23 protein-coding genes are annotated in these 24,134 nt (G+C 56.4%); 13 read left to right on the top strand and 10 right to left on the bottom strand.

All coding sequences use genetic code 11. The features are described 5' to 3' along the window. Nucleotides 1–2: 2 nt before the first annotated feature. A complete protein-coding gene (locus N8E88_RS16205) occupies nucleotides 3–1,340 on the bottom strand; it encodes an anti-phage dCTP deaminase (protein WP_315975312.1) in 1,338 nt (445 codons plus the stop codon). A gap of 328 nt (nucleotides 1,341–1,668) precedes the next feature. Here N8E88_RS16205 and N8E88_RS16210 point away from each other — a divergent pair, with 328 nt between their 5' ends. Then, nucleotides 1,669–1,848: a hypothetical protein gene (locus N8E88_RS16210; RefSeq protein WP_262294571.1), complete on the top strand. Its 180-nt coding sequence runs from the start codon at nucleotides 1,669–1,671 to the stop codon at nucleotides 1,846–1,848. Nucleotides 1,849–2,016: 168 nt separating this feature from the next. Next, nucleotides 2,017–2,178 carry a hypothetical protein gene (locus tag N8E88_RS16215; protein ID WP_262294572.1) on the top strand — a complete coding sequence of 54 codons (162 nt, stop codon included), beginning with the start codon at nucleotides 2,017–2,019 and terminating at the stop codon, nucleotides 2,176–2,178. 171 nt (nucleotides 2,179–2,349) lie between these two features. Here the strand turns inward: N8E88_RS16215 and N8E88_RS16220 are convergent, their stop codons facing one another. From N8E88_RS16220 to pgi, 5 genes are all read right to left on the bottom strand, one after another. Next, nucleotides 2,350–4,350, bottom strand: coding sequence for a PhoX family protein (locus N8E88_RS16220; protein WP_262294573.1), 2,001 nt, complete (start codon nucleotides 4,348–4,350; stop codon nucleotides 2,350–2,352). Nucleotides 4,351–4,471: 121 nt separating this feature from the next. After that, a complete protein-coding gene (locus N8E88_RS16225) occupies nucleotides 4,472–5,461 on the bottom strand; it encodes a threonine ammonia-lyase (protein WP_410010654.1) in 990 nt (329 codons plus the stop codon). A 108-nt stretch (nucleotides 5,462–5,569) separates the two neighbouring features. After that, nucleotides 5,570–6,301 (bottom strand): HAD family hydrolase, encoded by a 732-nt coding sequence (locus N8E88_RS16230; protein WP_262294575.1) that lies wholly within the window; start codon nucleotides 6,299–6,301, stop codon nucleotides 5,570–5,572. After that, nucleotides 6,301–7,353 (bottom strand): M14 family metallopeptidase, encoded by a 1,053-nt coding sequence (locus tag N8E88_RS16235; protein WP_262295498.1) that lies wholly within the window; start codon nucleotides 7,351–7,353, stop codon nucleotides 6,301–6,303. The genes N8E88_RS16230 and N8E88_RS16235 overlap by 1 nt, the downstream gene beginning before the upstream one ends. Before the next feature lie 34 nt (nucleotides 7,354–7,387). Next, nucleotides 7,388–9,040: a glucose-6-phosphate isomerase gene (gene pgi / locus N8E88_RS16240; RefSeq protein ID WP_262294576.1), complete on the bottom strand. Its 1,653-nt coding sequence runs from the start codon at nucleotides 9,038–9,040 to the stop codon at nucleotides 7,388–7,390. 197 nt (nucleotides 9,041–9,237) lie between these two features. Between pgi and N8E88_RS16245 the strand changes: the two genes are divergently transcribed. Both N8E88_RS16245 and N8E88_RS16250 read left to right on the top strand, forming a co-directional pair. Beyond that, nucleotides 9,238–9,681: an SRPBCC family protein gene (locus N8E88_RS16245; RefSeq protein ID WP_262294577.1), complete on the top strand. Its 444-nt coding sequence runs from the start codon at nucleotides 9,238–9,240 to the stop codon at nucleotides 9,679–9,681. A 113-nt stretch (nucleotides 9,682–9,794) separates the two neighbouring features. Beyond that, nucleotides 9,795–11,408, top strand: a complete 1,614-nt coding sequence (locus N8E88_RS16250; RefSeq protein WP_262294578.1) for a GMC family oxidoreductase — start codon at nucleotides 9,795–9,797, stop codon at nucleotides 11,406–11,408. A gap of 186 nt (nucleotides 11,409–11,594) precedes the next feature. Here N8E88_RS16250 and N8E88_RS16255 read toward each other — a convergent pair whose 3' ends face one another. Further along, nucleotides 11,595–13,229 (bottom strand): Na+/H+ antiporter, encoded by a 1,635-nt coding sequence (locus N8E88_RS16255; RefSeq protein ID WP_262294579.1) that lies wholly within the window; start codon nucleotides 13,227–13,229, stop codon nucleotides 11,595–11,597. A gap of 592 nt (nucleotides 13,230–13,821) precedes the next feature. On the opposite strand from N8E88_RS16255, the gene N8E88_RS16260 reads away from it, so the two are divergent. After that, nucleotides 13,822–15,534 (top strand): long-chain fatty acid--CoA ligase, encoded by a 1,713-nt coding sequence (locus N8E88_RS16260; RefSeq protein WP_315975313.1) that lies wholly within the window; start codon nucleotides 13,822–13,824, stop codon nucleotides 15,532–15,534. Nucleotides 15,535–15,541: 7 nt separating this feature from the next. Here the strand turns inward: N8E88_RS16260 and N8E88_RS16265 are convergent, their stop codons facing one another. Then, the gene (locus N8E88_RS16265; protein ID WP_262294580.1) at nucleotides 15,542–17,131 is read right to left on the bottom strand and encodes a peptide chain release factor 3; all 1,590 of its coding nucleotides are present in this window, start codon (nucleotides 17,129–17,131) and stop codon (nucleotides 15,542–15,544) included. 167 nt (nucleotides 17,132–17,298) lie between these two features. On the opposite strand from N8E88_RS16265, the gene N8E88_RS16270 reads away from it, so the two are divergent. The 8 genes from N8E88_RS16270 to N8E88_RS16305 all read left to right on the top strand — a co-directional run bounded on the left by N8E88_RS16270 (nucleotide 17,299) and on the right by N8E88_RS16305 (nucleotide 22,094). After that, nucleotides 17,299–17,580 (top strand): type II toxin-antitoxin system RelE/ParE family toxin, encoded by a 282-nt coding sequence (locus N8E88_RS16270; RefSeq protein WP_315975314.1) that lies wholly within the window; start codon nucleotides 17,299–17,301, stop codon nucleotides 17,578–17,580. A 27-nt stretch (nucleotides 17,581–17,607) separates the two neighbouring features. Beyond that, nucleotides 17,608–17,949, top strand: a complete 342-nt coding sequence (locus N8E88_RS16275) for a HigA family addiction module antitoxin (protein WP_262294581.1) — start codon at nucleotides 17,608–17,610, stop codon at nucleotides 17,947–17,949. Nucleotides 17,950–18,051: 102 nt separating this feature from the next. Continuing rightward, on the top strand, nucleotides 18,052–18,537 hold the full coding sequence (gene dut, locus N8E88_RS16280) for a dUTP diphosphatase (RefSeq protein WP_262294582.1): 486 nt from the start codon (nucleotides 18,052–18,054) through the stop codon (nucleotides 18,535–18,537). 29 nt (nucleotides 18,538–18,566) lie between these two features. After that, nucleotides 18,567–19,385, top strand: coding sequence for an isocitrate lyase/PEP mutase family protein (locus tag N8E88_RS16285; protein ID WP_262294583.1), 819 nt, complete (start codon nucleotides 18,567–18,569; stop codon nucleotides 19,383–19,385). A gap of 4 nt (nucleotides 19,386–19,389) precedes the next feature. Continuing rightward, a complete protein-coding gene (locus tag N8E88_RS16290; protein ID WP_262294584.1) occupies nucleotides 19,390–20,046 on the top strand; it encodes an HAD family hydrolase in 657 nt (218 codons plus the stop codon). Beyond that, nucleotides 20,046–21,050 carry a proline racemase family protein gene (locus N8E88_RS16295; protein WP_262294585.1) on the top strand — a complete coding sequence of 335 codons (1,005 nt, stop codon included), beginning with the start codon at nucleotides 20,046–20,048 and terminating at the stop codon, nucleotides 21,048–21,050. The genes N8E88_RS16290 and N8E88_RS16295 overlap by 1 nt, the downstream gene beginning before the upstream one ends. Before the next feature lie 97 nt (nucleotides 21,051–21,147). Next, complete coding sequence (locus N8E88_RS16300; protein ID WP_262295501.1) at nucleotides 21,148–21,552, top strand: ArsR/SmtB family transcription factor; 405 nt, start codon at nucleotides 21,148–21,150, stop codon at nucleotides 21,550–21,552. Continuing rightward, the gene (locus N8E88_RS16305) at nucleotides 21,549–22,094 is read left to right on the top strand and encodes an SRPBCC family protein (RefSeq protein WP_262294586.1); all 546 of its coding nucleotides are present in this window, start codon (nucleotides 21,549–21,551) and stop codon (nucleotides 22,092–22,094) included. Before N8E88_RS16300 ends, N8E88_RS16305 begins: the two co-directional genes overlap by 4 nt. Nucleotides 22,095–22,157: 63 nt before the next feature. On the opposite strand, the gene N8E88_RS16310 is transcribed toward N8E88_RS16305, so the two are convergent. Then, nucleotides 22,158–22,682: a GNAT family N-acetyltransferase gene (locus tag N8E88_RS16310; protein WP_262294587.1), complete on the bottom strand. Its 525-nt coding sequence runs from the start codon at nucleotides 22,680–22,682 to the stop codon at nucleotides 22,158–22,160. 23 nt (nucleotides 22,683–22,705) lie between these two features. Beyond that, the gene (gene coaBC / locus N8E88_RS16315) at nucleotides 22,706–24,094 is read right to left on the bottom strand and encodes a bifunctional phosphopantothenoylcysteine decarboxylase/phosphopantothenate--cysteine ligase CoaBC (RefSeq protein ID WP_262294588.1); all 1,389 of its coding nucleotides are present in this window, start codon (nucleotides 24,092–24,094) and stop codon (nucleotides 22,706–22,708) included. Between the last annotated feature and the right edge of the window lie 40 nt (nucleotides 24,095–24,134).

Below are 24,134 nucleotides of genomic sequence, written 5' to 3' on the forward strand. Positions count from 1 at the left end.
ATTTATGACGCTGGAGATGTTGCCGCTTTAATTGGTCTAAGGCCCTTGAGGATTAATGTTCCCGAAACTTCGTTCTCAACATAAGCTGGGCTGCGGTCCTCGATGCGCGGGACCTTTTTGCCATCCGACCATTCTTGTGCCTTGCCCGTGCTGTCTTTTCGCTTCCTTTTTTCAAAAATATCGCGGTATCGGCGGGGAGATATCCCAATAAAAGGCTCAAAAATTACGTGCGAATCAGCATCATTTGAATAGAACGAAATTGAATCAGAATGCAGTTTTTCAGCATAACTTTTTGGATAAGGCTCCAGAAAAACTAAGCGTCTGATACCTGATGCCACTATATGCTTTGCACAGACGTGGCAGGGGAATGTTGTACAAAAAAGAATCGAGTTCTTTACAGCTTTACCGAGGCGGGCGGCATCCGTAATTGCGAGCATTTCCGCATGGATCATTCGACCATATTCAATGATGTCCATTAATTGCGATTCTTTGATAAGCGGATTTTCGGTTAATACTCCGACTTGTTCGTATACGTCTCCTTTGCTTGTTAATGTGTCCGACAAATATCCTTGCTTTCCAAGCCTCTCTACAAAGTCATGAAGAATTTCCATCTTTCGTTGTTGGTTTGCATCGCCACCCTCATCGAAGTCGCGATGAGTAGCACCCAAATCATCGCACCAATAAGATCCTCCAAACGCTTTTGGAACTTCATTACAACCAGCAGAGATGATTTCACCATCAGGTGAAAATATAGCTGCGCCTACTTGGCGTGAAAGATCAATGGACCGTAACGCCGCGCCTGCAGCGGCATACATTCCATATTCCATCTTTGTCGGTGAGACACCGTTGTTTCCAAAAAATGATTCAATGAACCTATTGATAGTCCGGTAAGCCTCAGTTTTCTCTCGACCTAGAACAAATACGTCGCCGAGATGAAAAACGTCCGAAATCCTTTGACCGAATTCATCGTTTTTTTCGTGGTTGTCTACATCAATCAAATCGATTGCTTGTTTCTCGCAATCTGCATCTCCAATACTTTTCATGGAGAAGGCTCTTATTTTCTTCATTATTATTTTTTTGCGCTCTTCCTTATCGAGAAAAATTGAAATTTGAACGAACTTCCTTCCATAAATAGAACGAAGGAGACGAATTTCTTCCTCACGCTTAAATTGACGGATTATATAGGCTGTACCGAGCAGTGGAATGCTAGCTTTGTCCTCCGGCTTGAGATCTTTGTTCTCATCTGACTTCGAGCGTATCTGCCTAATTTTTTGTATGGCTAACGCCGCTAATGCAGCATTATTTCTGGCACTCTTTCGGATATCATCCGCAAAGCGAATTAAGGAAAATAGTCTTTTTTATCGACCAAAATATCAGAGCTAAATGACTGCATAAGCTCGGTCACCCGGATGATTTGTGTCTTATACCCAACTGATTGGAGAGATTCTACCAACGACTCCTGAACTACATCGAGATCAACTCCGATAGGCCCCACTAAACCGAAAAACAGCTCGGGATTCTCCACGCCACTCGTATTTTCCATGTTATGGTTTATCGCCCCCGCTAATGAATTTTTAACAAATTGTGCTCAACTTTCGTTTGGCTCAATCATTAACACGTACTACCTTACGTGTGATTCGAGGCCATCCTTTGGAGGAGGATATTTTAATGCAGCAGAAAAAGACAGAAGCTCAAATAAGCAAGCAAGCTGATGAATTCTCTGCGTTTGTATTTAATCAAATCGAAGATGCAATAGAACGCAATCGTGAAACTCCACTTTCACGTAGAGGCCCCATACTATTTTCAGATGATGATTTTCAAGGGCAATTTCAGTTGAATAGAGATTGAAATATAGAGGCGTTAGGTTCGGAGTAACGCAATCTACTACTAACCTACAATGTTGGTGGCCGGAACTATAACGTCCGATCATACCACCCATGCGCATATTGCACTGCACAATATCCACCTCTGCGCCTATGCTGTGTCTGTTGAACCAGACCCACCAGGAAACAGGCCATGAGCTTTCTTATTGATTTTGCTACGCGCGGCCGCCGCAATGACAGTGCTTATCGCGAGGCGCTTGCCATGCTGCAGGGCATGAGCGCGCGGGATCGCGCCGATATCGGCATCAAGCAGGGTGATTTCGCCCGCATCGCGCGCGAGATGTCGCGCCGCTGATTTCCGGGGCTTGTGCGACGGCTGCCCGCGCCGATTATCGGAGAGCGCGTTCCTCTCCGATATCTTGAGCTGCCACCTCTCCGTTATCCTCGGGCCTGACCTGAGGATAACGGAGTGGATGCAGTAGCCCCGGCTGAATGAAAGATCATCCCCGAGCGCGACCAACAGTAATCAAACGCCGATCTTGCCGCCGCCCTTTTTGGTGATGGCGAGGACAGAGGGGCGAACCGGCATATTGTCCTTGAAATCCGGCCAGCGGGTGGAGAGGTCCTCGTAATAGGATGGACGGCCGAAGGGCTTCCAATCCTCGCCGCCATCGCCCGGATGCTGGACGGCAACCATGAAGGTCGCCATATCCGGCAGCATGAGCGGACCGCACATTTCGGCGCCGACCGGCACGCGGAAAAACAGTTTCGACGTGCCGCGGGCGGGACCGTCCGTATCCACGGCCCAGATGCCATCGGTGCGGCCAGTGTCCTTGGGTGAATTGCCATCTGTTGACACCCAAAGGCGGCCTTCCGCATCGACAGCACAATTGTCCGGCATGCCGAACCAGCCATTCTTGGTGGTATCGGTGGAGAAGGATGCACCGACATCGGCAACCGATGGATCACCGCATTTCAAGAGGATTTCCCACTTGCCCTTGGTGGCGGCGAAGTTTCCATCTTCCTCGGCGATCTCGACAATATGGCCGAAGGCGTTTTTGGCGCGCGGATTGACGGCATCGACCTGATCGTCCTTGCGCTTGGTGTTGTTGGTGAGCATCACATAGACCTTGCCATTGACCCCGTTCGGGCCAATGTCTTCGGGGCGATCCATCTTCGTCGCGCCAAGCAGGTCGCCAGCACGGCGGGTTTCGATCAACACGTCTGCCTGGCTGGCAAAGCCGTTGGCTTCCGTCAGCGGGCCTTGGCCAAAGACGACCGGCAGCCAGTTGATGGTGCCGTCGACATCGAATTTGGCAACGTAAAGCGTGCCATCATCAAGAAGATTCATATTGGCAGCGCGGTCATCCGGGTTGAATTTGCCGGTGGTGACGAACTTATAGACATAATCGAAACGCTCATCATCGCCGAGGTAGAAAACAACCCGGCCATCCTTGGCGACGATGGAATCGGCGCCCTCATGCTTGAACCGGCCCATGGCAGTGCGCTTCTTGGGAATGGAATTGGGATCGTTCACATCGATCTCGACCACCCAGCCAAAACGGTTGGCTTCGTTCGGGTCCTTCGACAGATCAAAGCGATCATGGAAGTTGCCCCAGTCGTAAACGCCTTCAGGAATGCCCATGCGCTTGTAATTGGCGGCTTCCTTGCTGCCTTCCGGCAGTTTGCCGGTGAAATAGCCATGGATATTTTCTTCGCCCGAAACATAGGTGCCCCAGGGCGTAACACCGCCAGAGCAATTATTGATCATGCCGAAAACTTTTTTGCCGGAAGAATCGGCATTGGTCTTGACGCGGTCATGGCCGGCAACCGGGCCGGACAATTGCATTTCCGTGTTGGCAGTGATGCGGCGGTTGAGCTTGCCGTCCTTGACGACCTGCCACTTGCCGTCGGTCTTTTTGATTTCGACAACTGTGCCGCCATGGGCGGCCATTTCGATATCGACACGCTTCTGGTCAGCCGGCGCGATCTCGATCTTGGCGTCGCCCTTGTCATCCTTGACGACTTTGACGATACCCGGGAACATCAGATGTTCATTGGTGTATTCGTGATTGACGACGAGCAGACCGTGCTCGGAAGAACCGTCGATCGGAATATAGCCGACATAATCATTATTGTAGCCGAACTGCTTGGCCTGGCTTTCCGGTGTCTGGTTCAAGGGATCGAACTCGGGCGAATCGGCAAAAATGCCATCACCCCAGCGCAGAAGGACATCCGCGTCATAACCGGCGGCGACGTGGTGCGTCTCATCGATGCCGACCTCGACTTCCTCAAAAGTGAAAGCCGACTTGCTCTCGCCGGCGCGCGCATCGTCGGCCATCATCAGGGCCATGGGGCTGACAGTTGCGGCGATGGCGGATACGGCAAGAGAGCCCTTGAGAAAACCCCGCCGCGAGAAGCGCGCGGCAATGAGTTCGCCCATGGTGGCATTGTCGGTCGGGTTGTGGCCCGGACCGTCATTCTCCTCGAGCTGGCTGGTGCGGAATGGCTGAGACTGGTCGTTCATGGCGCTTACCTCTGGCTATCTGGCTGGGTCGTCAACGTCTCTTAAACGTACCTCCCCGCTATGACGCCAGAGTAACAATATGATGACAGACGCGCGTGTTTTGTGCCTCTGAGACGAAGGTCTAAGCTGCCGCGATGAATTCGCCATAGAGGTCGAGATCGACATTGCCGCCGGATAGCACGACAGCAACCGTCTTGCCCTCGATATCGACTTCGCCGCTCGCCAAAGCCGCGAGCCCGACGCAGCCGCCGGGTTCGACAATCAATTTCAGGTGGTTCGCTGCGTCGCGCATCGCGGCCTTCACGGCGTCATCGGTGACCGCGATGCCGCCGGCGAGATTGCGCTTGTTGACCGGGAAAGTGAGATTGCCCGGCTGCGGCGTCAGGATCGCATCGCAGATCGAACGATGACCGGGTTCATTGGCAACCGGCTGACCCGCGACGAGCGAACGGCGCAGATCATCGAAATTTTCCGGCTCGACGCCCCAGATGCGCGTTCCGGGAGAACCAGCCTTCACCGCCACGGAAATGCCGCTGATAAGGCCGCCGCCACCGCTCGGTACGAACAATTCGTCAAGTGTCAGCCCGCGCTCATTGGCATCGGCCACAAGTTCAAGCCCGATCGTTCCTTGCCCCGCCATGATGGAAGGATCATCATATGGCGGCACCAGGACCATGCCGCGCTCCTCGATATAGGGTGCGGCGACCTCATCGCGGGTCTGATTGTAGCGGTCGTAAAACACGACCTCCGCGCCATATGAACGCGTGTTTGCAACCTTTGTCTGCGGCGCATCAAGCGGCATGATGATGGTGGCACGAATTCCGAAAAGCCTGGCTGAGCTGGCAACGCCCTGGGCGTGATTACCCGAGGAATAGGCGATGATGCCGCGCTTGTGTTCGTCCCCGGTGAACTGGCTGATACGGTTGTAAGCCCCACGGAATTTGAACGAGCCCGTGCGCTGCAGACATTCCGGCTTGAACAGGATACGCGCCTTGTACTTCGCGTTCAGGGCTTCGGATTCGACAAACCGCGTCGACACGATCTGGCCCTTGAGCCTTGCGGCAGCGGCCTCGACGTCACCTATATCAATTGCCAAGCCCTGACTGTCCATGCTGTCCTCGCTTTAGGTCTTACAATGCGAAGGATTGATAGCACCGCGATCCGTAACAGGCACTCAAATCATTGTCATCATAGCAATCGGAGGGGGCGGTGCTCCAGATCAAGATTGAGCACGCTTTTCCAGAAACTGCGGCAATTCGGCGATGGAACCCAGGATGGCATCGCTGAGATGCGCAAGGTCGTCCAGCGTGCTGTTGCCGGACAGGACGCCGATGGCAAGGCCGGCGCCAGCTGCATGGGCCATTTCCAGATCGTGCGCATTGTCGCCGACCATGGCGACAGAATTTGGCTCAAGGCCGGTCTTGGCCGCAAACAAATGCAGCTGGTCCGCATGCGGTTTGGCGCGCGTCACGGAATCATAACCGATAATCACGCTGAAAAATGCAGTCAGGCCGAGCGCTTCCGCCGTTGCTCGGGCGCCGGCTTCCGAGTCGTTGGTGGCGATGCCGAGGACAAACCCTTGCGCGACCAGCGCTTCCAGCGTCGCGTACAAACCTTCGATGCCGATGGCACGGCGCGAACCTTCCTGCACGGCATAGGTGTTGTAAGCGCTGATGCGCTCACGCTTCTCCTCAAGCGTCAATTCGGGATGCCACAGATCGACAATGTCATTGACAGTTCCCGCGGCGATGACGGAGCCGCCGCGAAACTTTTCCATCTCCCAATCATAACCGCCCGCTTCGACCAGTGCCCGCGCCCGTGCCTCATCACCATCGGCTGCCTTGTGCGCCAGTTCCATCGTGATTCCGAACCAGGTGCGGTTGAAATCGACGAGCGTGCCATCCTTGTCGAAGAGGATGCCCCGTATAGCAGTGGAACGAGCCGTCGGCATCAGGCTTCCAGTGAGCCAGGCCGGGCGTTTTCCGAACGCTTGTCGCCGAGGAGTTTCAACAAATCATCGCCGCGACGGGTATAACGGTGGCTACGGCGCGTGAGAATCCGCCCTGCCTGCGGTGCGGTCAGCGTGATATCGCCTTGCGGATCACCTGGGATAGTTACCACTGTCACCAGCTTGGCGCCGGCTTCGACCTCAGTACCGATATCGACGTGGAACAGGATCATCCCGCCCTGCGGAGCACGGATCATCTCGACATTCTCGAGTGGCGTCACCGGGCCATTGAAATCTACATTCAGCTTGACGCTGTCGTCGATGATCACACCGCGATGGACCAGGAACCTGTACAGGCCATCGGCGTCGTGTTTGCCGGTTTCGATATCGACATCGTTCAGGCCGCGAAACTCGACGGTGGTAACCGCGCGAGCCTTTCGCTCCTGCTCGGACAGATGCAATGCCGGATGCGCACACGCCTCTTCGAAGGCGGCGTCGGCCGTGCTGTCCCATGAAAGGATGGCGGTCGAACCAAGCGCGGAAGCAAGATCGTACATTTCCGGCAGGAAAGCCTGATGGATATAAAGGTAGTTCTCGCTCTCGTCGTCGCAGTGCAGGTCGAGCACGATTTCGTGCGGCAACGCCAGACGCAGGAGCTGCGCCTTCAACCGCTCCGCCAGAGATTTCGGTGCATCGATGGCGGGGAGCCCAGTGGTATCGAAGGATTCGAGCAGCGGGAAAGAACGGTTGAAATTGACACCGGAAAAATAGTCGAAACGGCCAAGATGCTGATGCGCCTGCCATTGCGCCGAGCCAATCGGATTGGCCTGCGGAACCACGGTGATGTTGCCCGCGACGCGGCCTTCGCTCTCGGCCCTCTCGAGCATCGGAATGAGGAAATGCAATGCCGCCTGGCCCGGCAATTCCGAACCATGCAGCGACGATTGCAAATAAGCGCTCACAGCTTCGTTGTTTCCGCCCTCAAAGCGCAGGACGCGCAGTTCAATGCTGTTGCCCGGCACATCGCCGGCCAGCGTGATCTTTTCCGTCTTCATCATTCTTTTCCGATTATTTCGTGTGACTTTAGCTTTATTTGCCGCGGCGCTTGCGCAGGTGCGCGACAAGACCTTGCGTGGAAGCGTCCTTGTCCTTCGGCTTCACCTCACCGGAGACTACCGGCAGAAGTTCCGTCGCCAGTTCCTTGCCAAGTTCGACACCCCACTGATCGAAGGCATTGATGCCGTAAAGCTGCGCTTCGACAAACACCCGGTGCTCGTAAAGAGCAATCAGGCGTCCAAGCGTATAGGGATCGAGAATGTCATGGATAATGGTAATCGACGGGCGGTTGCCGGTGAAAACCCTGTGCGGCGCTATGCGGTTCACCTCGGATTTGGGCAGGTTCTTTGCTGCGAGTTGCGCCTTGGCTTCGTCCAGTGTACGGCCGCGCATCAAGGCTTCCGATTGGGCGAGGCAGTTTGCGAGCAGCATTTCGTGCTGGTTGTCGAGCTGCGGCTCGTGACCCTTGGCGGCAACGATGAACTCCACAGGAATTGTGTCTGTACCCTGATGCAGAAGCTGGAAGAAAGCGTGCTGACCGTTGGTGCCGGGCTCACCCCAGACGACGGGTCCGGTCGGCCCGGTAACCGGCTTGCCATCGATGGTCACGCCTTTGCCGTTCGATTCCATGTCGAGTTGCTGCAAATAAGCAGGCAACCGGGCGAGCCGCTGGTCGTAAGGGATTACAGCGCGACTGGTGTAGCCGGAAATGGCGCGATGCCAATAACCGACGAGTCCGAGCATCATCGGCAGGTTCTTCTTCAGTGGAGTTTTGCGGAAGTGCTCGTCCATGGCATGGGCGCCATCGAGAAAGCGGCCGAAATTCTCCGGTCCGATGGCGATCATCAGCGGGAGACCGATCGCCGACCAGATGGAATAGCGGCCGCCGACCCAATCCCAGAAACCGAAAATGCGGTCTGCGGGAATACCAAAGGCGTCGACCTTGTCGAGTGCGGTGGAGACAGCAGCGAAGTGCTTGCCGACGGCCTTCTCGCCCAGCGCATCGGCGATCCACTTGCGCGCCGCCTTGGCGTTGGTCATGGTCTCGATGGTGGTGAAGGTTTTCGAGGCGATGATGATCAGCGTCGTCGCCGGATCGAGACCGGCAAGCGTGTCGGCGATATGCGCACCATCGATATTGGAGACGAAATGCGCTTTGGGCCCATCATGGTAGGGCGACATGGCCAGCGTGGCCATGGCCGGACCGAGATCCGAACCGCCGATGCCTATATTGACGATATCGGTGATCGGCTTGTTCTTCGCGCCCTTGATTTCGCCGGAGCGCAGACCGTTGGCGAAGGCGGCCATGCGATCGAGCACCTCCTTGACGCCCGGCATGACGTCTTCACCATCAACCTTGATCGGCTTGCCGGAGCGGTTGCGCAATGCAATGTGCAGCACTGCGCGGCCTTCCGTATTGTTGATTGGTTTGCCGGCAAACATTGCATCGCGGCGTTCTTCTACCTTGGCTAACTTGGCCAGTTCCCCAAGCAGCGACAGCGCTTCGTCGTCTACGAGGCATTTCGACCAGTCGAGGAGCAAATCGTCCAACTGAAGCGAATAGCGGGAGAATCGCTTCGGGTCATCGGCGAAGGTCGCGCGCATATTTTTTGGTGCGCCATTTTTCCAATGAGCCTTCAATGCCTGAACCGACCGCTTGAGATCGTTCGCTTGTCCTGACGCCATGTCTGTCTCCTGAAATCACGCTTGATGGTGGGCAAACTGCCACCGGAATGGTTTTAGTTCAATCAACCGGAAGAAGAATCTCGGTGTTTCCATAATACGGCAAGTCTGTGCCGCAAATGCTGGCGGAACTGCGGCGCCGCGCCACTTCTATTTGCCAGAATATTATTCTAGCTTTGTGACAGCAGGGAGGGCTGAGCATGGACTTGACCGGAGAAGAACGAATTGCCGCATCGCGCGACACCGTCTGGAAAGCCTTGAACGATCCGGAAGTATTGAAGGCATGCATACCCGGATGCGAAAGCCTTGAGAAAATCTCGGATACGGAGCTCGAAGCCACCGTCAGCGTCAAGATGGGACCCGTGAAGGCACGCTTCAGCGGCAAGGTTGAACTTACAAATCTCAATCCCCCCTCTTCCTATACGATCTCCGGCGAAGGCAAGGGCGGGGTTGCCGGATTTGCCAAGGGTGGAGCGGATGTGGTCTTGACTGACGAGGGCGCCGAAACCGTGCTGGCATATACGGTCAATGCGGATGTTGGCGGCAAGATCGCCCAACTCGGCAGCCGGTTGATCGCCTCGACCTCCAAGAAACTCGCCACCCAGTTTTTCGAGAACTTCAACGCGGCGGTGAGCGGGACCTAGGAAACGACCATCTGTCGCAATTTCCATAAGCCATGGCGGAAAGCCGTTTGGGTTTACGGACTCGAAGCCGGATATCCTGAGCGCATGCAATAACGCATTTGGAAATGGCATGCATGCGCTCCTTTGATTTCATCATTGTCGGATCAGGATCGGCCGGATCAGTCGTCGCGGAGCGACTTTCAGCAAATGGACGACATTCCGTGCTGGTGTTGGAGGCCGGTGGCTCGGACCGGCGCTTCTTCGTGACCATGCCGCTCGGCTATGGCAAGACGTTTTACGACAAATCCGTCAACTGGATGTACCGTGCGGAACCTGATCCCGGCCTTGACGGCAATACCGACTACTGGCCGCGCGGCAAAGTGCTCGGCGGATCGAGTTCGATCAATGCCATGGTCTATGTTCGCGGCGCACCCGAAGACTTTGACGAGTGGCGCGACAGGGGCAATCCGGGCTGGGGCTATGCGGATGTTCTCCCGGTCTTTCGCTCGCTTGAGGATCATGACGGGCCAGCACAAAACCTTGGCAAGGGCGGGCCGCTGCATATCAGCGACTGCGCAAAGCTGTTTCATCCGCTAGCCAACCAGCTGATCAAGGCGGCACAGGAAGCCGGACTTGCCTATAATCCTGATTTCAATGGCATGCGCCAGGAAGGTGTCGGGCCTTTTCAATTGACAACGAAAGGCGGAAGGCGAGTGTCCGCGGCGCGGGCTTTCTTGCGACCCGCGATGAAGCGGCCCAACGTCACCGTCATCACGCAAGCCATGGTGACACGCATACTTTTCGATGGAAAACGCGCCTCTGGCGTCGAATTCACCCGCCACGGCAAGAGCGAGACTGTCATGGCTGGCCGCGAGGTCATACTCTGCGGCGGCACGATCAATACACCGCAGCTCCTGGAGCTGTCGGGTATCGGCGATGCCGCGCGTCTGCACGATCTTGGCGTTGCTGTGGTACACGACAACGCCCAGGTGGGCGAAAATCTGCAGGACCATCTCGGCATCAACTACACCTACCGGGCCAATGTTCCCTCGCTCAACCAGGTGTTGCGGCCATGGTGGGGAAAGGCGCTTGCGGGCATGGAATACCTGCTGCTGCGGAGCGGACCCCTGTCAATCAGCATGAACCAGGGCGGCGGCTTTTTTCGCAGCGATCCATCGCGCAAGCGCGCCAACATGCAGCTCTATTTCCAGGCTTTTTCAACGCTGGTCCCCAAGAATGGCGAACGGCCGATCCTGACGCCCGACCCATGGCCAGGCTTTTCCATCGGGCTTTCGAATTGTCGCCCGACCAGTACGGGTTCGATCCACATTCGCTCAAGCAATCCGATGGAGCAGCCGCGCATCGTACCGAACGCGTTTTCCACTGACCATGACGTGGCCGAGATGCTCGATGCGGTGAAATTCCTGCGCAAGATCGCCGCAACGCCGACAATGTCCAAGCTGATCGTCGACGAATTGTTGCCGGGCCCAGCCTGCCAGGGCGACGAAGAATTGATCACGGATTTCCGGCGGCGTAGTGGCACGGTCTACCATCCCGTTTCCACCTGCCGCATGGGTCCCGATCCGACGCAATCCGTGGTCGATCCGCGTTTGCGGGTTCACGGTGTGGAGGGCCTGCGTATCATCGACTGCTCGGTATTTCCCAATATCGTTTCCGGCAATACCAACGCCGCGGCCTTGATGGTCGGTGCCAAGGGAGCTGAACTCGTGTTGGAGGATCAGCTATAGTTTAGAACTTGCCTGTCCCTTGTGCGTGGTTCGACGGGGCTCACCATGAGGGAGATTTGTGGGCTGCACAGATAATCGTCATTGTTGCAGAACTTGGCTCCCTGCAATCAACCTAATTCCCTCATGGTGAGCCCCGTCGAACCACGCACAAGGGACAGGCAATCTTCCCAAGGAGGGTACAAGAGCTCAGCTATATCTGGCTTCGAGCAGATCGATATCCCGCACCATTTTGCTGGCCACGGTGCTTTCCAGCCGCCGCGCCCGCACCAGACGGTAGATTTCCTGCCGCTCTGCCTTCAGCGCGGTAATGTGCAGCTGTTTTCCGATTTCCTCGCTTCGTGCCGCCTGTTCGCGTTCCTCACCGAGGTGCATGCGCCCGTCGATCCGTTTCCGATAGAGCTCCATGATCTGCGTGGCAACATCGGTGAAAGCATCGGCGTCGGCACGGCCGGATGCGAGTTCGTGTTGGGCCTTTTCGATGGCCATGATCGCGGCTTCGGCGGCGGCAATACGGGCGTAGTCCTCCTCCCGCTGGTGGGAATCTTCTATCGGCAGGTCGATATTCTTAAGCACGCGCGGAAGACAAATGCTTGCCATAATGAGGGACAGGATAATGACGCCTGCCGCCAGGAATATTACAAGATCACGGGCGGGAAACAGGCTTCCATCGTTGAGGAAAAACGGCAGCGTCAGGATACCGGCCAAGGTGATGGCGCCACGAACCCCGGCAAAGGACATGGCGGCAACGAGCTGCCAACTTGGCCTCACGCCGGGCTGTCCACTTTTGGAAGACTGCCGGAAGGCGACGCGCCACGAGACCCAGACCCATGCGAAGCGAAGCGCGACCAGCGACGCATAAATAATCACCACGTAGACCGGCAACCACCAGTAACTCGCCCTCCCCACGTGATGGACGTTGTCGACCGCACCTGAAAATATGCCCGGAAGCTGCTCGCCCAGAAGCACGAAAATGGCGCCGTTGGCAGCAAATTGTGCCGTGTCCCAGACGGCGGTGCGTCTTACCCTTGTCAGAGCCAGAGACTGGCCGGTGTTCTCGGCGTAGCTCATGGTGATGCCGGCGGCGACGGCTGCAAGAATGCCGGAGGCATGTACGTGTTCTGCCAGAAGATAAGCACCGAAGGGGATGAGCAGGCTGATAAGGATTTGCGAGCCGCTTTCTTCACCAAGATGCCGGGTCAGGAACGCCTTGCCCCTGGTGACGCCAAGGGTGACACCAACACCGATTACAATCCCCGCAAAGGCAAGCCAGAGGAATGTCAGGAATGCCGCCTGCAGCGAAAACGCGCCGGTAAGCATGGCGGCAACTGCAAAGCGCATGCAGACAAGGCCGGACGCATCGTTCAGCAGCGATTCGCCTTCGAGAATATGCATCATGCGCGAGGGGATTGGCACGCGTGCCGCAATGGCGGAAACGGCGATCGGGTCGGTTGGCGAAAGGATTGCGGCAAGCGCAAAGGCGACCGGCAAGGGCACGGACGGGATCATCCAATGGACGAAGAAGCCCACGCCGACAACCGTAAAAATAACAAGCCCAAGCGCCATCTCGAGAATGATGCCCTTGTCACGGAATAGCCCTTCCTTGGGAATGCGCCAGCCATCGAGGAACAGCAGAGGCGGGAGAAACAGCAGGAAGAAGATGTCCGGATCGAGCTGGACGCGAATATCCGTCACCGAGGCGATCGCCGCCCCAAGACCGATTTGCACCAGCGGCAGCGGTACTGGAAGGGGAAGGATCCGGATGATGGAATCGCTGACCACCACGGCCAGGAGCATCAGCAGGACAATGGTTATTGTTTCCACGGAGAATCCAGTTTTGATCGGGAACAGGATGGAGGAGATGCGGGTGCTTTGTCGAGCCGAACCTTGGCGACTTTGTGCCCAGATAGTGCCAAAGAGGTGAATTGCACGATTTCGTCGAAGGATCTGGCAGAATGATTTTACGTTTACGTCAATGTAAATACTTGCAAGCAACCTGCCTCTCGCAATAGATTGCGTTGTTAAGTAGCATGTATGCGGGTTTGGAGAACCGCGTGCAGGCTTCAAGGAAATCAACTGGGAGGTTAATGTGGCGAAAGAGACGACACCGGCAAAAATAACCAAGAACGCCGCGGCAAAAGCGCAAGTTGATAAAGTGGTGAAGACCACCGCGCCAGCTTTGAAAAAGCAAACCGGTAATATCAGGAAGGCCGCAACGGACAAATCGGTAAAAGCGCCTGCGAGACCAACCGCAAGCGCTTCAAAGGCGACCCAAGCAAAAGCCGGTGTGCTTGCTGAAGTCCCAGCGAAAACGAGAACTGCGCGTGAGTCCAAGGCAGCAGCTGTCCCAACAAAATCTGTTGCGGAAGCCGCTACAAAACCGGTTGCGAAAGCAACACCTGCCAAGGCGAAATCGCTGGCAAAGGCAAAGGCGGTGACTGTCAAGGTGGCCAGCGCCAGGCCTATGCCGCGCGAGTGGGTGAAATCCTATCCGGAAGGTGTTCCGGCGGAGATCTCTGCATCGCAATATGACTCGGTCGGCGATTTACTTGCGAGGGCTTTCAAGCAATATGCCGACCAACCCGCATTCAGCTGCATGGGCAAGAGCATGACCTATGCTGATCTCAATCGCCACTCACGCGCCATGGCGGCATGGCTGCAATCGCGCGGACTGGTCAAGGGCGATCGCGTCGCTGTCATGATGCCCAATATTTTGCAATATCCAGTCATGATCGCCGCGATCCTTCGGGCGGGCCTGACGGTCGTCAATATCAATCCGCTTTATACGCCGCGCGAGCTCGAACACCAGTTGAAGGACAGCGGTGCCAAGGCAATTATTATTCTAGAAAACTTTGCCTCAACACTGGCAAAAGTTGTCACCAAAACGCCTGTTCAGCACGTGATCGTAGCGGCGATGGGCGATATGCTGGGCCTGAAGGGTCATCTCGTGAATCTCGTCGTGCGGCGCGTCAAGAAGATGGTTCCCGCGTGGTCTTTGCCGGGCCATACGCCATTCAGAACAGCACTCGCCCAAGGCGCAGCTCAGAAGCTGAAACCCGTCGAGGTTACCGGAGCTGACGTCGCCTTCCTGCAATATACCGGTGGCACAACGGGCATCTCCAAAGGCGCAATCCTCACACACAGCAATATTGTTTCCAATGTCGCACAAATGCGGCTGTGGTGCGATGTCGGGTTTCGAGTGAAAGGACGCCCAAAGGACATCGTCTACATTTGCGCGCTGCCGCTCTATCACATTTTCGCTCTGACGGTGAATGCGATGATGGGCATCGATCAAGGCGCGCTGAATGTGCTCATTCCAAATCCCCGCGATATTCCCGGCTTTGTCAAAGAGCTGCAGAAGTACAAGTTCCACATTTTCCCCGGGCTGAACACGCTGTTCAACGGCCTTCTCAATAATGAAGAATTCCGCAAGCTCGACTTCAAGGAATTGATCCTTTCGCTTGGCGGCGGCATGGCGGTGCAGAAGCCGGTAGCAGAGCGCTGGAAGGAAGTAACGGGCTGCCTGATCACCGAAGGTTATGGCCTGTCGGAGACATCTCCGGTTGCTTCGGCAAACCGGCTCGATGCAACCGAATTCTCCGGCACGATCGGATTGCCGCTCCCCTCGACGGATTTCTCCATCCGCGATGATGAAGGCAAGGAGCTTCCATTGATGGAGGTCGGCGAGATCTGCATCCGCGGTCCGCAGGTCATGGCGGGCTACTGGAACCGCCCGGACGAAACCGCGAAGGCGATGACCGCCGACGGCTTTTTTCGTTCCGGCGATATGGGCTACATGGATGAGCGTGGCTATACCAAGATCGTCGATCGCAAGAAGGACATGATCCTGGTCTCGGGCTTCAATGTCTATCCCAACGAGATCGAGGAAGTGGCGATGGAGCACGTTGGCATACGCGAGGCGGCGGCTATCGGCGTGCCGAACGAGCATTCGGGAGAGATCGTCAAACTCTTTATCGTTCGCAAGGATCCGGCGCTGACCGAGGAGGCCGTGAAAGCCTTCTGTGCCGAACGGCTGACCAACTATAAACGTCCGCGCATCGTGGAGTTTCGCGATGAGTTGCCGAAGAGCAATGTCGGCAAGATATTGCGGCGCGAACTACGGGATTGATCAGGGGCTACGCCGCCTTGTCGCGAACCTGATAATCCTTGATCGCGGCGAAGCGGATCGCCTTCCAGCGCTCCGCTTCGTAAGACAGCGAAAAAGTATTCTGGGCGAGAAACACCGGATCACTGTCGAGATCGTGTGCGATATCCGCGCGATGTGAATTGATGAAACGCTGCAACTCTGCCGGATCGTCCGCGGAAATCCAGCGTGCGACAGTAAAGCGGGCGGCTTCGAAGCCCACGGGCAAAGTATACTCGACCTTCAACCGCTCGGTCAGAACATCAATCTGCAGGGCGCCAACAACGCCGACGATAGCGGGGGAGCCGTCATCCGGCAGGAAGAGCTGGACCACACCCTCCTCGGCCATCTGCTGCAGGGCCTCGCGCAGCTTCTTTGCTTTCATCGCATCATCGAGACGCACGCGGCGCAGGATTTCCGGCGCGAAATTGGGCACGCCGCGGAACAGAAGGTCCTCGCCCTCTGTCAGCGTGTCGCCGATGCGCAGCGTTCCGTGATTGGGAATGCCCACCACATCGCCGGCCCAAGCCTCATCGGCGATCTGGCGGCTGCGCGCAAAGAAGAACTGCGGCGCAGACAGGCTCATCGGCTTGCCCGTGCGCACCAGCTTGGCTTTCATGCCACGCGACAGTTTCCCGGAGCAGACACGCAGAAAAGCGATGCGGTCGCGATGATTGGGATCCATGTTCGCCTGAATCTTGAAAACAAAGCCGGTCATCTTGTCTTCGGTTGCCTCGACCTTGCGCGTATCGGCGTCCTGCGCGCGCGGGCTCGGGCCATAATCGCAGAAAGCTTCGATCAGATCCCGCACGCCGTAATTGCGTAGTGCCGAACCGAAATACACGGGGGTAAGATGACCCTCACGGAAAGCCTGCGGATCGAACGGATTGCAGGCGTCGCGCGCCAGCGTCACCTCGTCAATCCACGCTTGACGTTCATTTTCCGGTAAAAGACCGGATGCGGCGGAGGATTCCGGACCATTGACCGGGGTCGGCACCTCTTCCTCGTCGCGCCGGCGCACCGTGTTGTTCTGCAAATTATACGTTCCGGCAAAGCTCTTGGCGCGGCCAATGGGCCAGGTGATTGGCGCGGTGTCCAGCGCAAGTTTCTGCTCGATCTCGTCGAGAATTTCGTAAGGGTCGCGGCTTTCGCGGTCCATCTTGTTGATGAAAGTAACGATTGGAATATCGCGCATGCGGCAGACTTCGAAGAGCTTGAGCGTACGCGCTTCGATACCCTTGGCGGCATCGATAACCATGACTGCGCTATCGACGGCTGTCAGCGTGCGATAGGTGTCGTCGGCGAAGTCTTCATGGCCAGGCGTATCAAGCAGGTTGAAGATGCAATCCCTATACTCGAAAGTCATGACTGAAGTGACCACCGAAATACCGCGATCACGCTCGATATTCATCCAATCGGAGCGTGTCTGGATACGGTCCTTCTTGGCCTTGACCTCACCCGCGAGCTGGATCGCTCCACCGAACAATAGCAGCTTTTCGGTCAATGTGGTTTTACCGGCGTCAGGGTGTGCGATGATCGCAAAGGTACGGCGCTTGGAAACGGGATGGTCAGCAGAAGACATGGAAACTCAAACTCGGTGAAGGAACGGTTGCGCGCCTTCTATCAGCCGCAGGCTTCGCAGTCGATGGCAATTCCAGATGGGTCTTATACGAAGGTCGTATCACGCCACGATACATCTTGATTGACTATGACTTGTATCAACATATGATACGCATATTTGAGGCGATAATAATATGTTCGTTCAAGGACAAATTAACGGAAGCGGTTTTTTATGGAGTGATCAAAAAAGGCTTCCCAACGGATATCATACGGAGAGCTCAACAGCTTTTGACACTTATGGATATTGCGACTGATTTGAACGAACTTCGTTCACCGCCCGGGAATAGGTTGGAAAGACTGGCAGGTAGCCGTCAAGGCGAGTATTCAGTCCGTATCAACCAACAATGGCGCATTTGCTTTATCTGGACCAGTGCTGGTCCAGATAAAGTGGAAATCACAGATTACCATTAGTGCGCTAGCTCAATAGGAACGGGTACTATGACAAGAGGCCTTAATCGCCCCATCCGCCCCGGAGACCTTTTGCCTCCGATACATCCGGGTGAAATATTACGAGAAATCTATTTGGAGCCCCTCAACATGAGTGCCGGTGCTTTGGCGAAAGCACTCCACGTTCCCCGTACGCGCATCGAACGTCTGGTGACCGAGCAGACTTCCGTGACACCCGATACCGCATTACGGCTCGGCAAATTCTTTAAAACGTCTGCCGAGCTCTGGTTAGGCATGCAGACCAGCTATGATCTCAAAATTGCCCGCCGCGACAAGCAGGCCGAGATCGAGAAAATAACAGAACTTGACGCGGCAACCCACGAGGCTGCCTAGCATCCTCTACGCGCTGCTTCCGGCGTGTATCATGTGCAAACAACGCACCCTTCATATCTTGTGAGTTGACCGTGGCCGCCGTCTGGTGAAAAAGGTCTTTTCATGTCCAAATTATCCGATTCCGTTCGTCACAAGAATCCCGCTCTCGGTATCATCCGGTTGCCGCATGGGCTGGATCTTGAATTGCCCTCCTATGAAACGTCAGGCTCGGCCGGCATGGACCTTCGAGCTGCCGTGCCGGAAGACCGGCCATTGCTGCTTTTGCCCGGCCGGAGAGCACTCGTGCCCAGCGGCTTGATCTTTGAAATACCACAAGGTTTCGAGGCGCAGATCCGGCCACGTTCGGGCCTCGCACTGAAAAACGGAATTACCTGTCTCAACACCCCAGGAACGATTGATTCCGACTATCGTGGTGAGGTAAAAGTATTGCTGATCAATCTCGGCGATGACGATTTCTATGTGACGCGCGGCATGCGTATTGCACAGGTCATCCTCGCTCCGGTCGTGCAGCTTGATGTCGAAGAACGGCAGCATGTCGGCGAGACCGTTCGAGGCGCCGGAGGATTCGGTTCAACAGGTACGTCCTAACATAAAGGATGTCCGCACTGGAGGTCGCCATGGACAAGGGCAGGGTTTTTCGTCAGCTGCATGAAGCCCCGGGGATATTTCTCATGCCCAACCCGTGGGATCCCGGCACAACGGTGCTGCTGGCGTCGCTGGGGTTCAAGGCACTTGCGACAAGCAGCGCGGGTTTTGCATTTTCGCGTGGCCTTCCTGACGGCGGTGTGCCGTTTGACATGATGATCCAGCATTGCAGGGATCTCATTTCTGCCACGGGCCTTCCCATGAATGCCGACCTCGAAAAGGGCAAGGGTGACAGCCCAGACAGCGCGGGCGAAACGATTTTCGCGGCCGAAGCTGCAGGGCTCGCCGGCTGTTCGATCGAAGACTATTCAGGGAACGATCATAACCCCATCTACGATTTCTCGCTTGCCGTCGAGCGTGTCGCTGCAGCGAGTGAAGCAGCCAAGGCCTTGAAGGGCGATTTCATCTTTACCGCCCGCGCGGAAAACTTCCTGCATGGCAGACCCGATATCGACGACACGATCAAGCGGCTGCAGGCGTTCGAGGCTGCTGGTGCCGACGTTCTCTATGCGCCCGGTATCCGCGATATCAATCTTGTCCGGCAAGTCTGCTCGTCGGTTTCCAAGCCGGTCAACGTGATGGCCGGCCCCACCTTCACGGTTGCGCAGCTTTCAGAGGCGGGCGTCAAGCGTGTATCGCTTGGTCCGTATTTGACGACCATCGCCTTTGCGGCGGTCCGGGATGCGGCGCGCGCGATGTTGGACAAAGGCACTTTTGAATTCAGTCAACAGGCGATGCCCTTCGGCGAATTGCAGCAACTCTTTTCGCAGGGCGCAGACGAGGACATCTGAAATAATGACAAAACCCGAGCTGGTGATTTTCGACTGTGACGGAGTTCTGGTCGATACGGAGACACTCGGCAACCACCATCTCGTCAAAATGCTCGACGCTTCCGGCTACGCAACCACTTTCGAGGCTGTCCGCAAAGATTTCTGCGGCATGCCCATGCGCGCAGTGAAAGAAAAGATCGAGGCCGAAGGCTATTCGCTTGGCGACGATTTCGTCGACCGCTGGTATCAGGCGATACCGGTCATCTTCGAAAACGGCGTCGAGGCCATCCCGCATATCGAAGAGGTCATCGCCGCGGTTCGAAAGGCGGAACTTCCCTACTGTGTTGCTTCATCGGCCAATGTCGAGAAGATGCACATCACGCTGGGCAAGACCGGTCTGATCGAGCATTTTCAAGATGTGCTCTACAGCGCCTCGATGGTTGCGCGCGGCAAGCCGTTCCCCGACCTGTTCCTGCATGCGGCCAAGGAAATGGGTTACGAGCCATCGCGGTCTGTTGTCATCGAGGACAGTGTTGCCGGAACGAAGGCGGGCACAGCCGCCGGCATGCGCGTGTTTTCCTATTGCGGCGACAAGCATGCGGACCACGAGGGTCTGGCTGCTGCCGGTGGCATACTCTTCGACGACATGCGCAAACTACCCGCGCTACTGGGAGTCGCCTGATGGCCGAGCCCTTGACCGTTGTCGACATGCACACTGGCGGTGAACCCTTGCGCATTGTTACCGGCGGTTATCCCAAACTGCCAAAGGGCACGATCCTCGAAAAGCGGGTCTATGTGCGCGAAAGGCTGGATCACCTCCGCAAGATACTGATATTCGAGCCACGCGGCCATTTTGATATGTATGGCGCGGTTCTGGTCGAGCCAAACCTGCCCGGCGCCGACCTGGCAGTGCTGTTCATGCACAATGAAGGCTACTCCACCATGTGCGGCCACGCCATCATGGCGCTTGGCCGCTACGCCGTGGACTATGGTATTGTGCCCAAGGTCGAGCCTGTGACGACGGTTCAAATCGAATGCCCGTGCGGCATGGTCGTGGCGTCCGTCGAAGTTCGCGACGGCAAATCCGGCGGTGTATCATTCGAGAGCGTGCCTGCCTTTCTTTATGCTGGGGAGCAGATGATCGAGCTGCCGGGATTCGGCAAGATCAATTTCGATGTGGCCTATGGCGGAGCCTTCTATGCCTTGGCGGACTGTCATCAGTTTGGTCTCGAATTCGGCCGCGATCCGGCAAGGACCTTCATTGACGCTGCAACCATCCTCACCGAGGCGGTAAAGGAGGCGGTGTCGCTCGACCATCCAGACCATAAGGACCTGGCGTTTCTCTACGGATCGATCCTGACAGATGGAGCGGACGACTGGAATGAAGGCCCGACGAAGAATGTCTGCATCTTCGCCGACGCGCAGCTTGACCGCTCGCCGACGGGTTCGGGCGTGACCGCGCGGCTGGCTGCGATGTTCGCCAAAGGACAAATACGCGAAGGGAATGCGCGGATATTCGAAAGCATTGTAGGCTCACGCTTTGCGGGCTTCGTTGCCTCTACGACCAAGGCGGGCGATTTCGACGCTATTACCGCCCGCGTTTCCGGCCACGCTTATTATAGCGGCAAGGCTGAGTTTATCGTCGAGGACGACGATCCTTTGGGCCAAGGATTTCTGGTTCTCTAGAGCAAATTCGCTCCGTTTTCACAGGTCCAAAACCGTTGCTTGAAAATATATTAAACCAAATGGTTGACTATCGAATATTACGATGTTATTAAACCATATGGTTGAATTTCAGACACCGCACCTCGACGCCGTTTTCCACGCTCTCTCCGATCCAACACGGAGGGCCATTCTTCACCGGCTGACCGAGGGCGAACGTACCGTCAGCGAGCTTGCAACGCCCTTCAACATGTCGCTCGCTGGCGCGTCGAAACATATCAAGGTGCTGGAAGGAGCCGGATTGGTGCGCCGCCATGTCCAAGGCCGTACGCATTATTGTCAGCTTGAGGCGGCCCGTCTTGCTGAAGCGCAAGAATGGCTACGTACCTATGAGCGGTTCTGGACAACGCGTCTCGACGATCTCGAGGAACTCCTGCGCGAGGAAGATCGCGCGTCGGCTCGATCAAGCGAACAGTCGCCGTCGAGGCTAACCAAATCTGATAAAACGTCAAGGAGCACGAAATGAACGAGCATGTCGGAAATGATCGCCTCGGTGTTGTGACAGCACCGCGTACGATTCGCATCGAACGTATCCTTCCCGGCCCAGTCGAACGGGTCTGGACCTATCTTACTGAATCGGACAAGCGCAAGAAATGGCTGGCCGAGGGGCCAATTGCCAATTATGTCGGCGGCGATGTGGAACTGACCTTTTACCACTCACAATTGTCGGACGAGCCGACCCCCGCCGACTACCAGAAATATGAGGGTCACACCAACAAGGGCAAGGTCACTCGTTATGAGCCGCCGTCATTCCTCAGCTTCACCTGGCCGGAATCCACAGGAGAACCTTCCGAAGTAACATTCGAACTTACGGCTTCGGGATCGGATACATTGCTCCGGGTCACGCACACACGGCTTGGCAGCAACGATTCCATGGTGAGCGTTGCCAGCGGCTGGCACACACATCTGGGTGTCCTCATCGATCACCTCAGCGGCGAACAGACCAGCGGATTCTGGGACAAGTTCACCCGGCTCGAGAAGGAATACAAGCAGATCATCGCGGGCTGATTGCGTAAGGTATCGCTTACATAATATGTTGGCCGGCATAGTATGCCGGCCTTCGGCCTTCAACTACGGTCTAAATCGCCTCTCGAACATCCAGACCGACTCTTCCGTATAGGTCGTTTCGGCAATCTTGCGGAAACCATTCTTTTCAGCGATCCGCTGCGATCCAGCGTTTTCCGGAGATATGATGCAGACCGCCCGATCGTGCTTGAAGAAAGCATCGCCCCAAGTGACCACCTTGGCGAGAGCTTCACTTCCGAAGCCTTTGCCGTGGATTTCCGGCGCGAGAACCCAGCCCATCTCCGGCGTATCGCCAATGCGCGGTTCCATATCGCGCTCGAAATTGCCAAAGCCGAGCTCTCCGACGAAACGTCCGCTGGCCTTCGCCTGCATCGCCCAGAAACCATAACCAATCAGCGGCCACATCCCGGCATAACGCAGGAGTCTCGCCCAGGATTGCTCCCGCGTGGAGGGCCTGCCCGAGATGTATTTATACACCGAAGGATGCGTCCACATTGCGTGCAGCGCCTCAAAATCCTCGCGTTTGTGAGGACGCAGGACGAGGCGTTCGGTTTCAAGTGCTGGAATCACGATTCTGGTCTCCTGATCCACATTTAAACTTCCACAATCTGCAATGCAGCTGCTATTTTTGCTGCCAGGCGCTCCGCGACTTCTTCCTTGCTCATATCTGGCCATTCCTCGACCCCTGAACGGGTGACGATCCGCACGGCATTGCGGTCACCGCCCATGACGCCGGTCGCGTGGCTGACATCATTGGCGACGATCCAGTCCGCCCCCTTCTTGTCGAGCTTCCGCTGAGCATTGGCAAGCAGGTCCTGTGTTTCGGCCGCAAAGCCGATAACCAGACGCGGCCGCGATTTGCTGTGTCCTACCCCGGCAAGAATGTCCGGATTTTCGATCATCTGCAGCGCCGGAACTTTTTCCCCCGGCTTCTTCTTTATCTTCTCGCCCGCTTCGTTGGCGGTGCGCCAATCCGCAACGGCCGCGACCATGATGGCAGCGTCGGCGGGCAAAAGCTGCTCCACAGCATCGCGCATTTCGCGTGCCGTTGAGACGTGGATCACCGCAACGTCTTCCGGATCCGGGATCGTGACGGGACCAGAAACCAGACGGACCGTTGCGCCGAGCCTGGCGAGTGCTGCGGCAATGGCGTGGCCCTGCTTTCCGGACGAGCGATTGGCTATATAGCGAACCGGATCGATGGGCTCGTGCGTTGGCCCCGAGGTCATGACAATGGTTTTACCCGCCAGCGGTTTCGGGCTGCGGTCCAGCAGCCCCTCGATTGCTTCAACAATTTCAAGTGGTTCCGCCATACGGCCATCGCCGCTTTCGCCACTCTCCGCCATTTCGCCCTTGTTCGGGCCGACAAAACGAATGCCGTCCTTTTGAAGCACGGCGCGATTTCGCTTCGTTGCCGGATGGTCCCACATTCTGGGGTTCATCGCCGGCGCTATCAGCACAGGTTTATCGGTCGCCAGGAGGATCGCCGAGGCCAAATCATTGGCAAGGCCAGTCGCCATTTTTGCCATCAGGTCAGCTGTTGCCGGCGCGACGACGATCAGATCGGCCTCACGGGACAAGCGGATATGGCCGACATCATGCTCGTCCTCGCGCGAGAAGAGGTCTGTGAAAACCTTGTCAGCGGCTAGCGCGCCCACCGCCAATGGCGTCACGAATTCTTCTGCCGCCTTGGTCAGTACCGGACGCACCTGTGCGCCACGCTCGCGCAGACGCCGGATAAGATCGAGGCATTTATAGGCTGCGATTCCCGCACCGATGATCAGCAGGATGCGACGCCCGGATAACGAGCCCGGGGCATGGATTGTCGTCGTCGGTGCGGAGCGCTCTATCGAAACTGCATTCCCTAGTTCCCCGAGGATAAGCCGCACTTCTTCTTCCATCGAGCGGCCATGCGCCGCGGCGCGCAAACGCAGCTTTTCCTTGATGGTATCGTTGAGATTGCGGATGGTGATACTGGCCATATGATTGCGTCCACTTGGCTAAAGATTGCCAGAATGCAAT

It is taken from the genome of Phyllobacterium zundukense, assembly GCF_025452195.1.
GTDB lineage: Bacteria > Pseudomonadota > Alphaproteobacteria > Rhizobiales > Rhizobiaceae > Phyllobacterium > Phyllobacterium zundukense_A.

Bases quoted from the DNA above. Each gene is read 5' to 3' on its own strand.
- N8E88_RS16210 (WP_262294571.1), top strand. From the start codon at position 1,669: ATGCAGCAGAAAAAGACAGAAGCTCAAATAAGCAAGCAAGCTGATGAA.
- N8E88_RS16215 (WP_262294572.1), top strand. From the start codon at position 2,017: ATGAGCTTTCTTATTGATTTTGCTACGCGCGGCCGCCGCAATGACAGT.
- N8E88_RS16220 (WP_262294573.1), bottom strand. From the start codon at position 4,350: ATGAACGACCAGTCTCAGCCATTCCGCACCAGCCAGCTCGAGGAGAAT.
- N8E88_RS16225 (WP_410010654.1), bottom strand. From the start codon at position 5,461: ATGGACAGTCAGGGCTTGGCAATTGATATAGGTGACGTCGAGGCCGCT.
- N8E88_RS16230 (WP_262294575.1), bottom strand. From the start codon at position 6,301: ATGCCGACGGCTCGTTCCACTGCTATACGGGGCATCCTCTTCGACAAG.
- N8E88_RS16235 (WP_262295498.1), bottom strand. From the start codon at position 7,353: ATGAAGACGGAAAAGATCACGCTGGCCGGCGATGTGCCGGGCAACAGC.
- pgi (WP_262294576.1), bottom strand. From the start codon at position 9,040: ATGGCGTCAGGACAAGCGAACGATCTCAAGCGGTCGGTTCAGGCATTG.
- N8E88_RS16245 (WP_262294577.1), top strand. From the start codon at position 9,238: ATGGACTTGACCGGAGAAGAACGAATTGCCGCATCGCGCGACACCGTC.
- N8E88_RS16250 (WP_262294578.1), top strand. From the start codon at position 9,795: ATGCGCTCCTTTGATTTCATCATTGTCGGATCAGGATCGGCCGGATCA.
- N8E88_RS16265 (WP_262294580.1), bottom strand. From the start codon at position 17,131: ATGTCTTCTGCTGACCATCCCGTTTCCAAGCGCCGTACCTTTGCGATC.
- N8E88_RS16275 (WP_262294581.1), top strand. From the start codon at position 17,608: ATGACAAGAGGCCTTAATCGCCCCATCCGCCCCGGAGACCTTTTGCCT.
- dut (WP_262294582.1), top strand. From the start codon at position 18,052: ATGTCCAAATTATCCGATTCCGTTCGTCACAAGAATCCCGCTCTCGGT.
- N8E88_RS16285 (WP_262294583.1), top strand. From the start codon at position 18,567: ATGGACAAGGGCAGGGTTTTTCGTCAGCTGCATGAAGCCCCGGGGATA.
- N8E88_RS16290 (WP_262294584.1), top strand. From the start codon at position 19,390: ATGACAAAACCCGAGCTGGTGATTTTCGACTGTGACGGAGTTCTGGTC.
- N8E88_RS16295 (WP_262294585.1), top strand. From the start codon at position 20,046: ATGGCCGAGCCCTTGACCGTTGTCGACATGCACACTGGCGGTGAACCC.
- N8E88_RS16300 (WP_262295501.1), top strand. From the start codon at position 21,148: ATGGTTGAATTTCAGACACCGCACCTCGACGCCGTTTTCCACGCTCTC.
- N8E88_RS16305 (WP_262294586.1), top strand. From the start codon at position 21,549: ATGAACGAGCATGTCGGAAATGATCGCCTCGGTGTTGTGACAGCACCG.
- coaBC (WP_262294588.1), bottom strand. From the start codon at position 24,094: ATGGCCAGTATCACCATCCGCAATCTCAACGATACCATCAAGGAAAAG.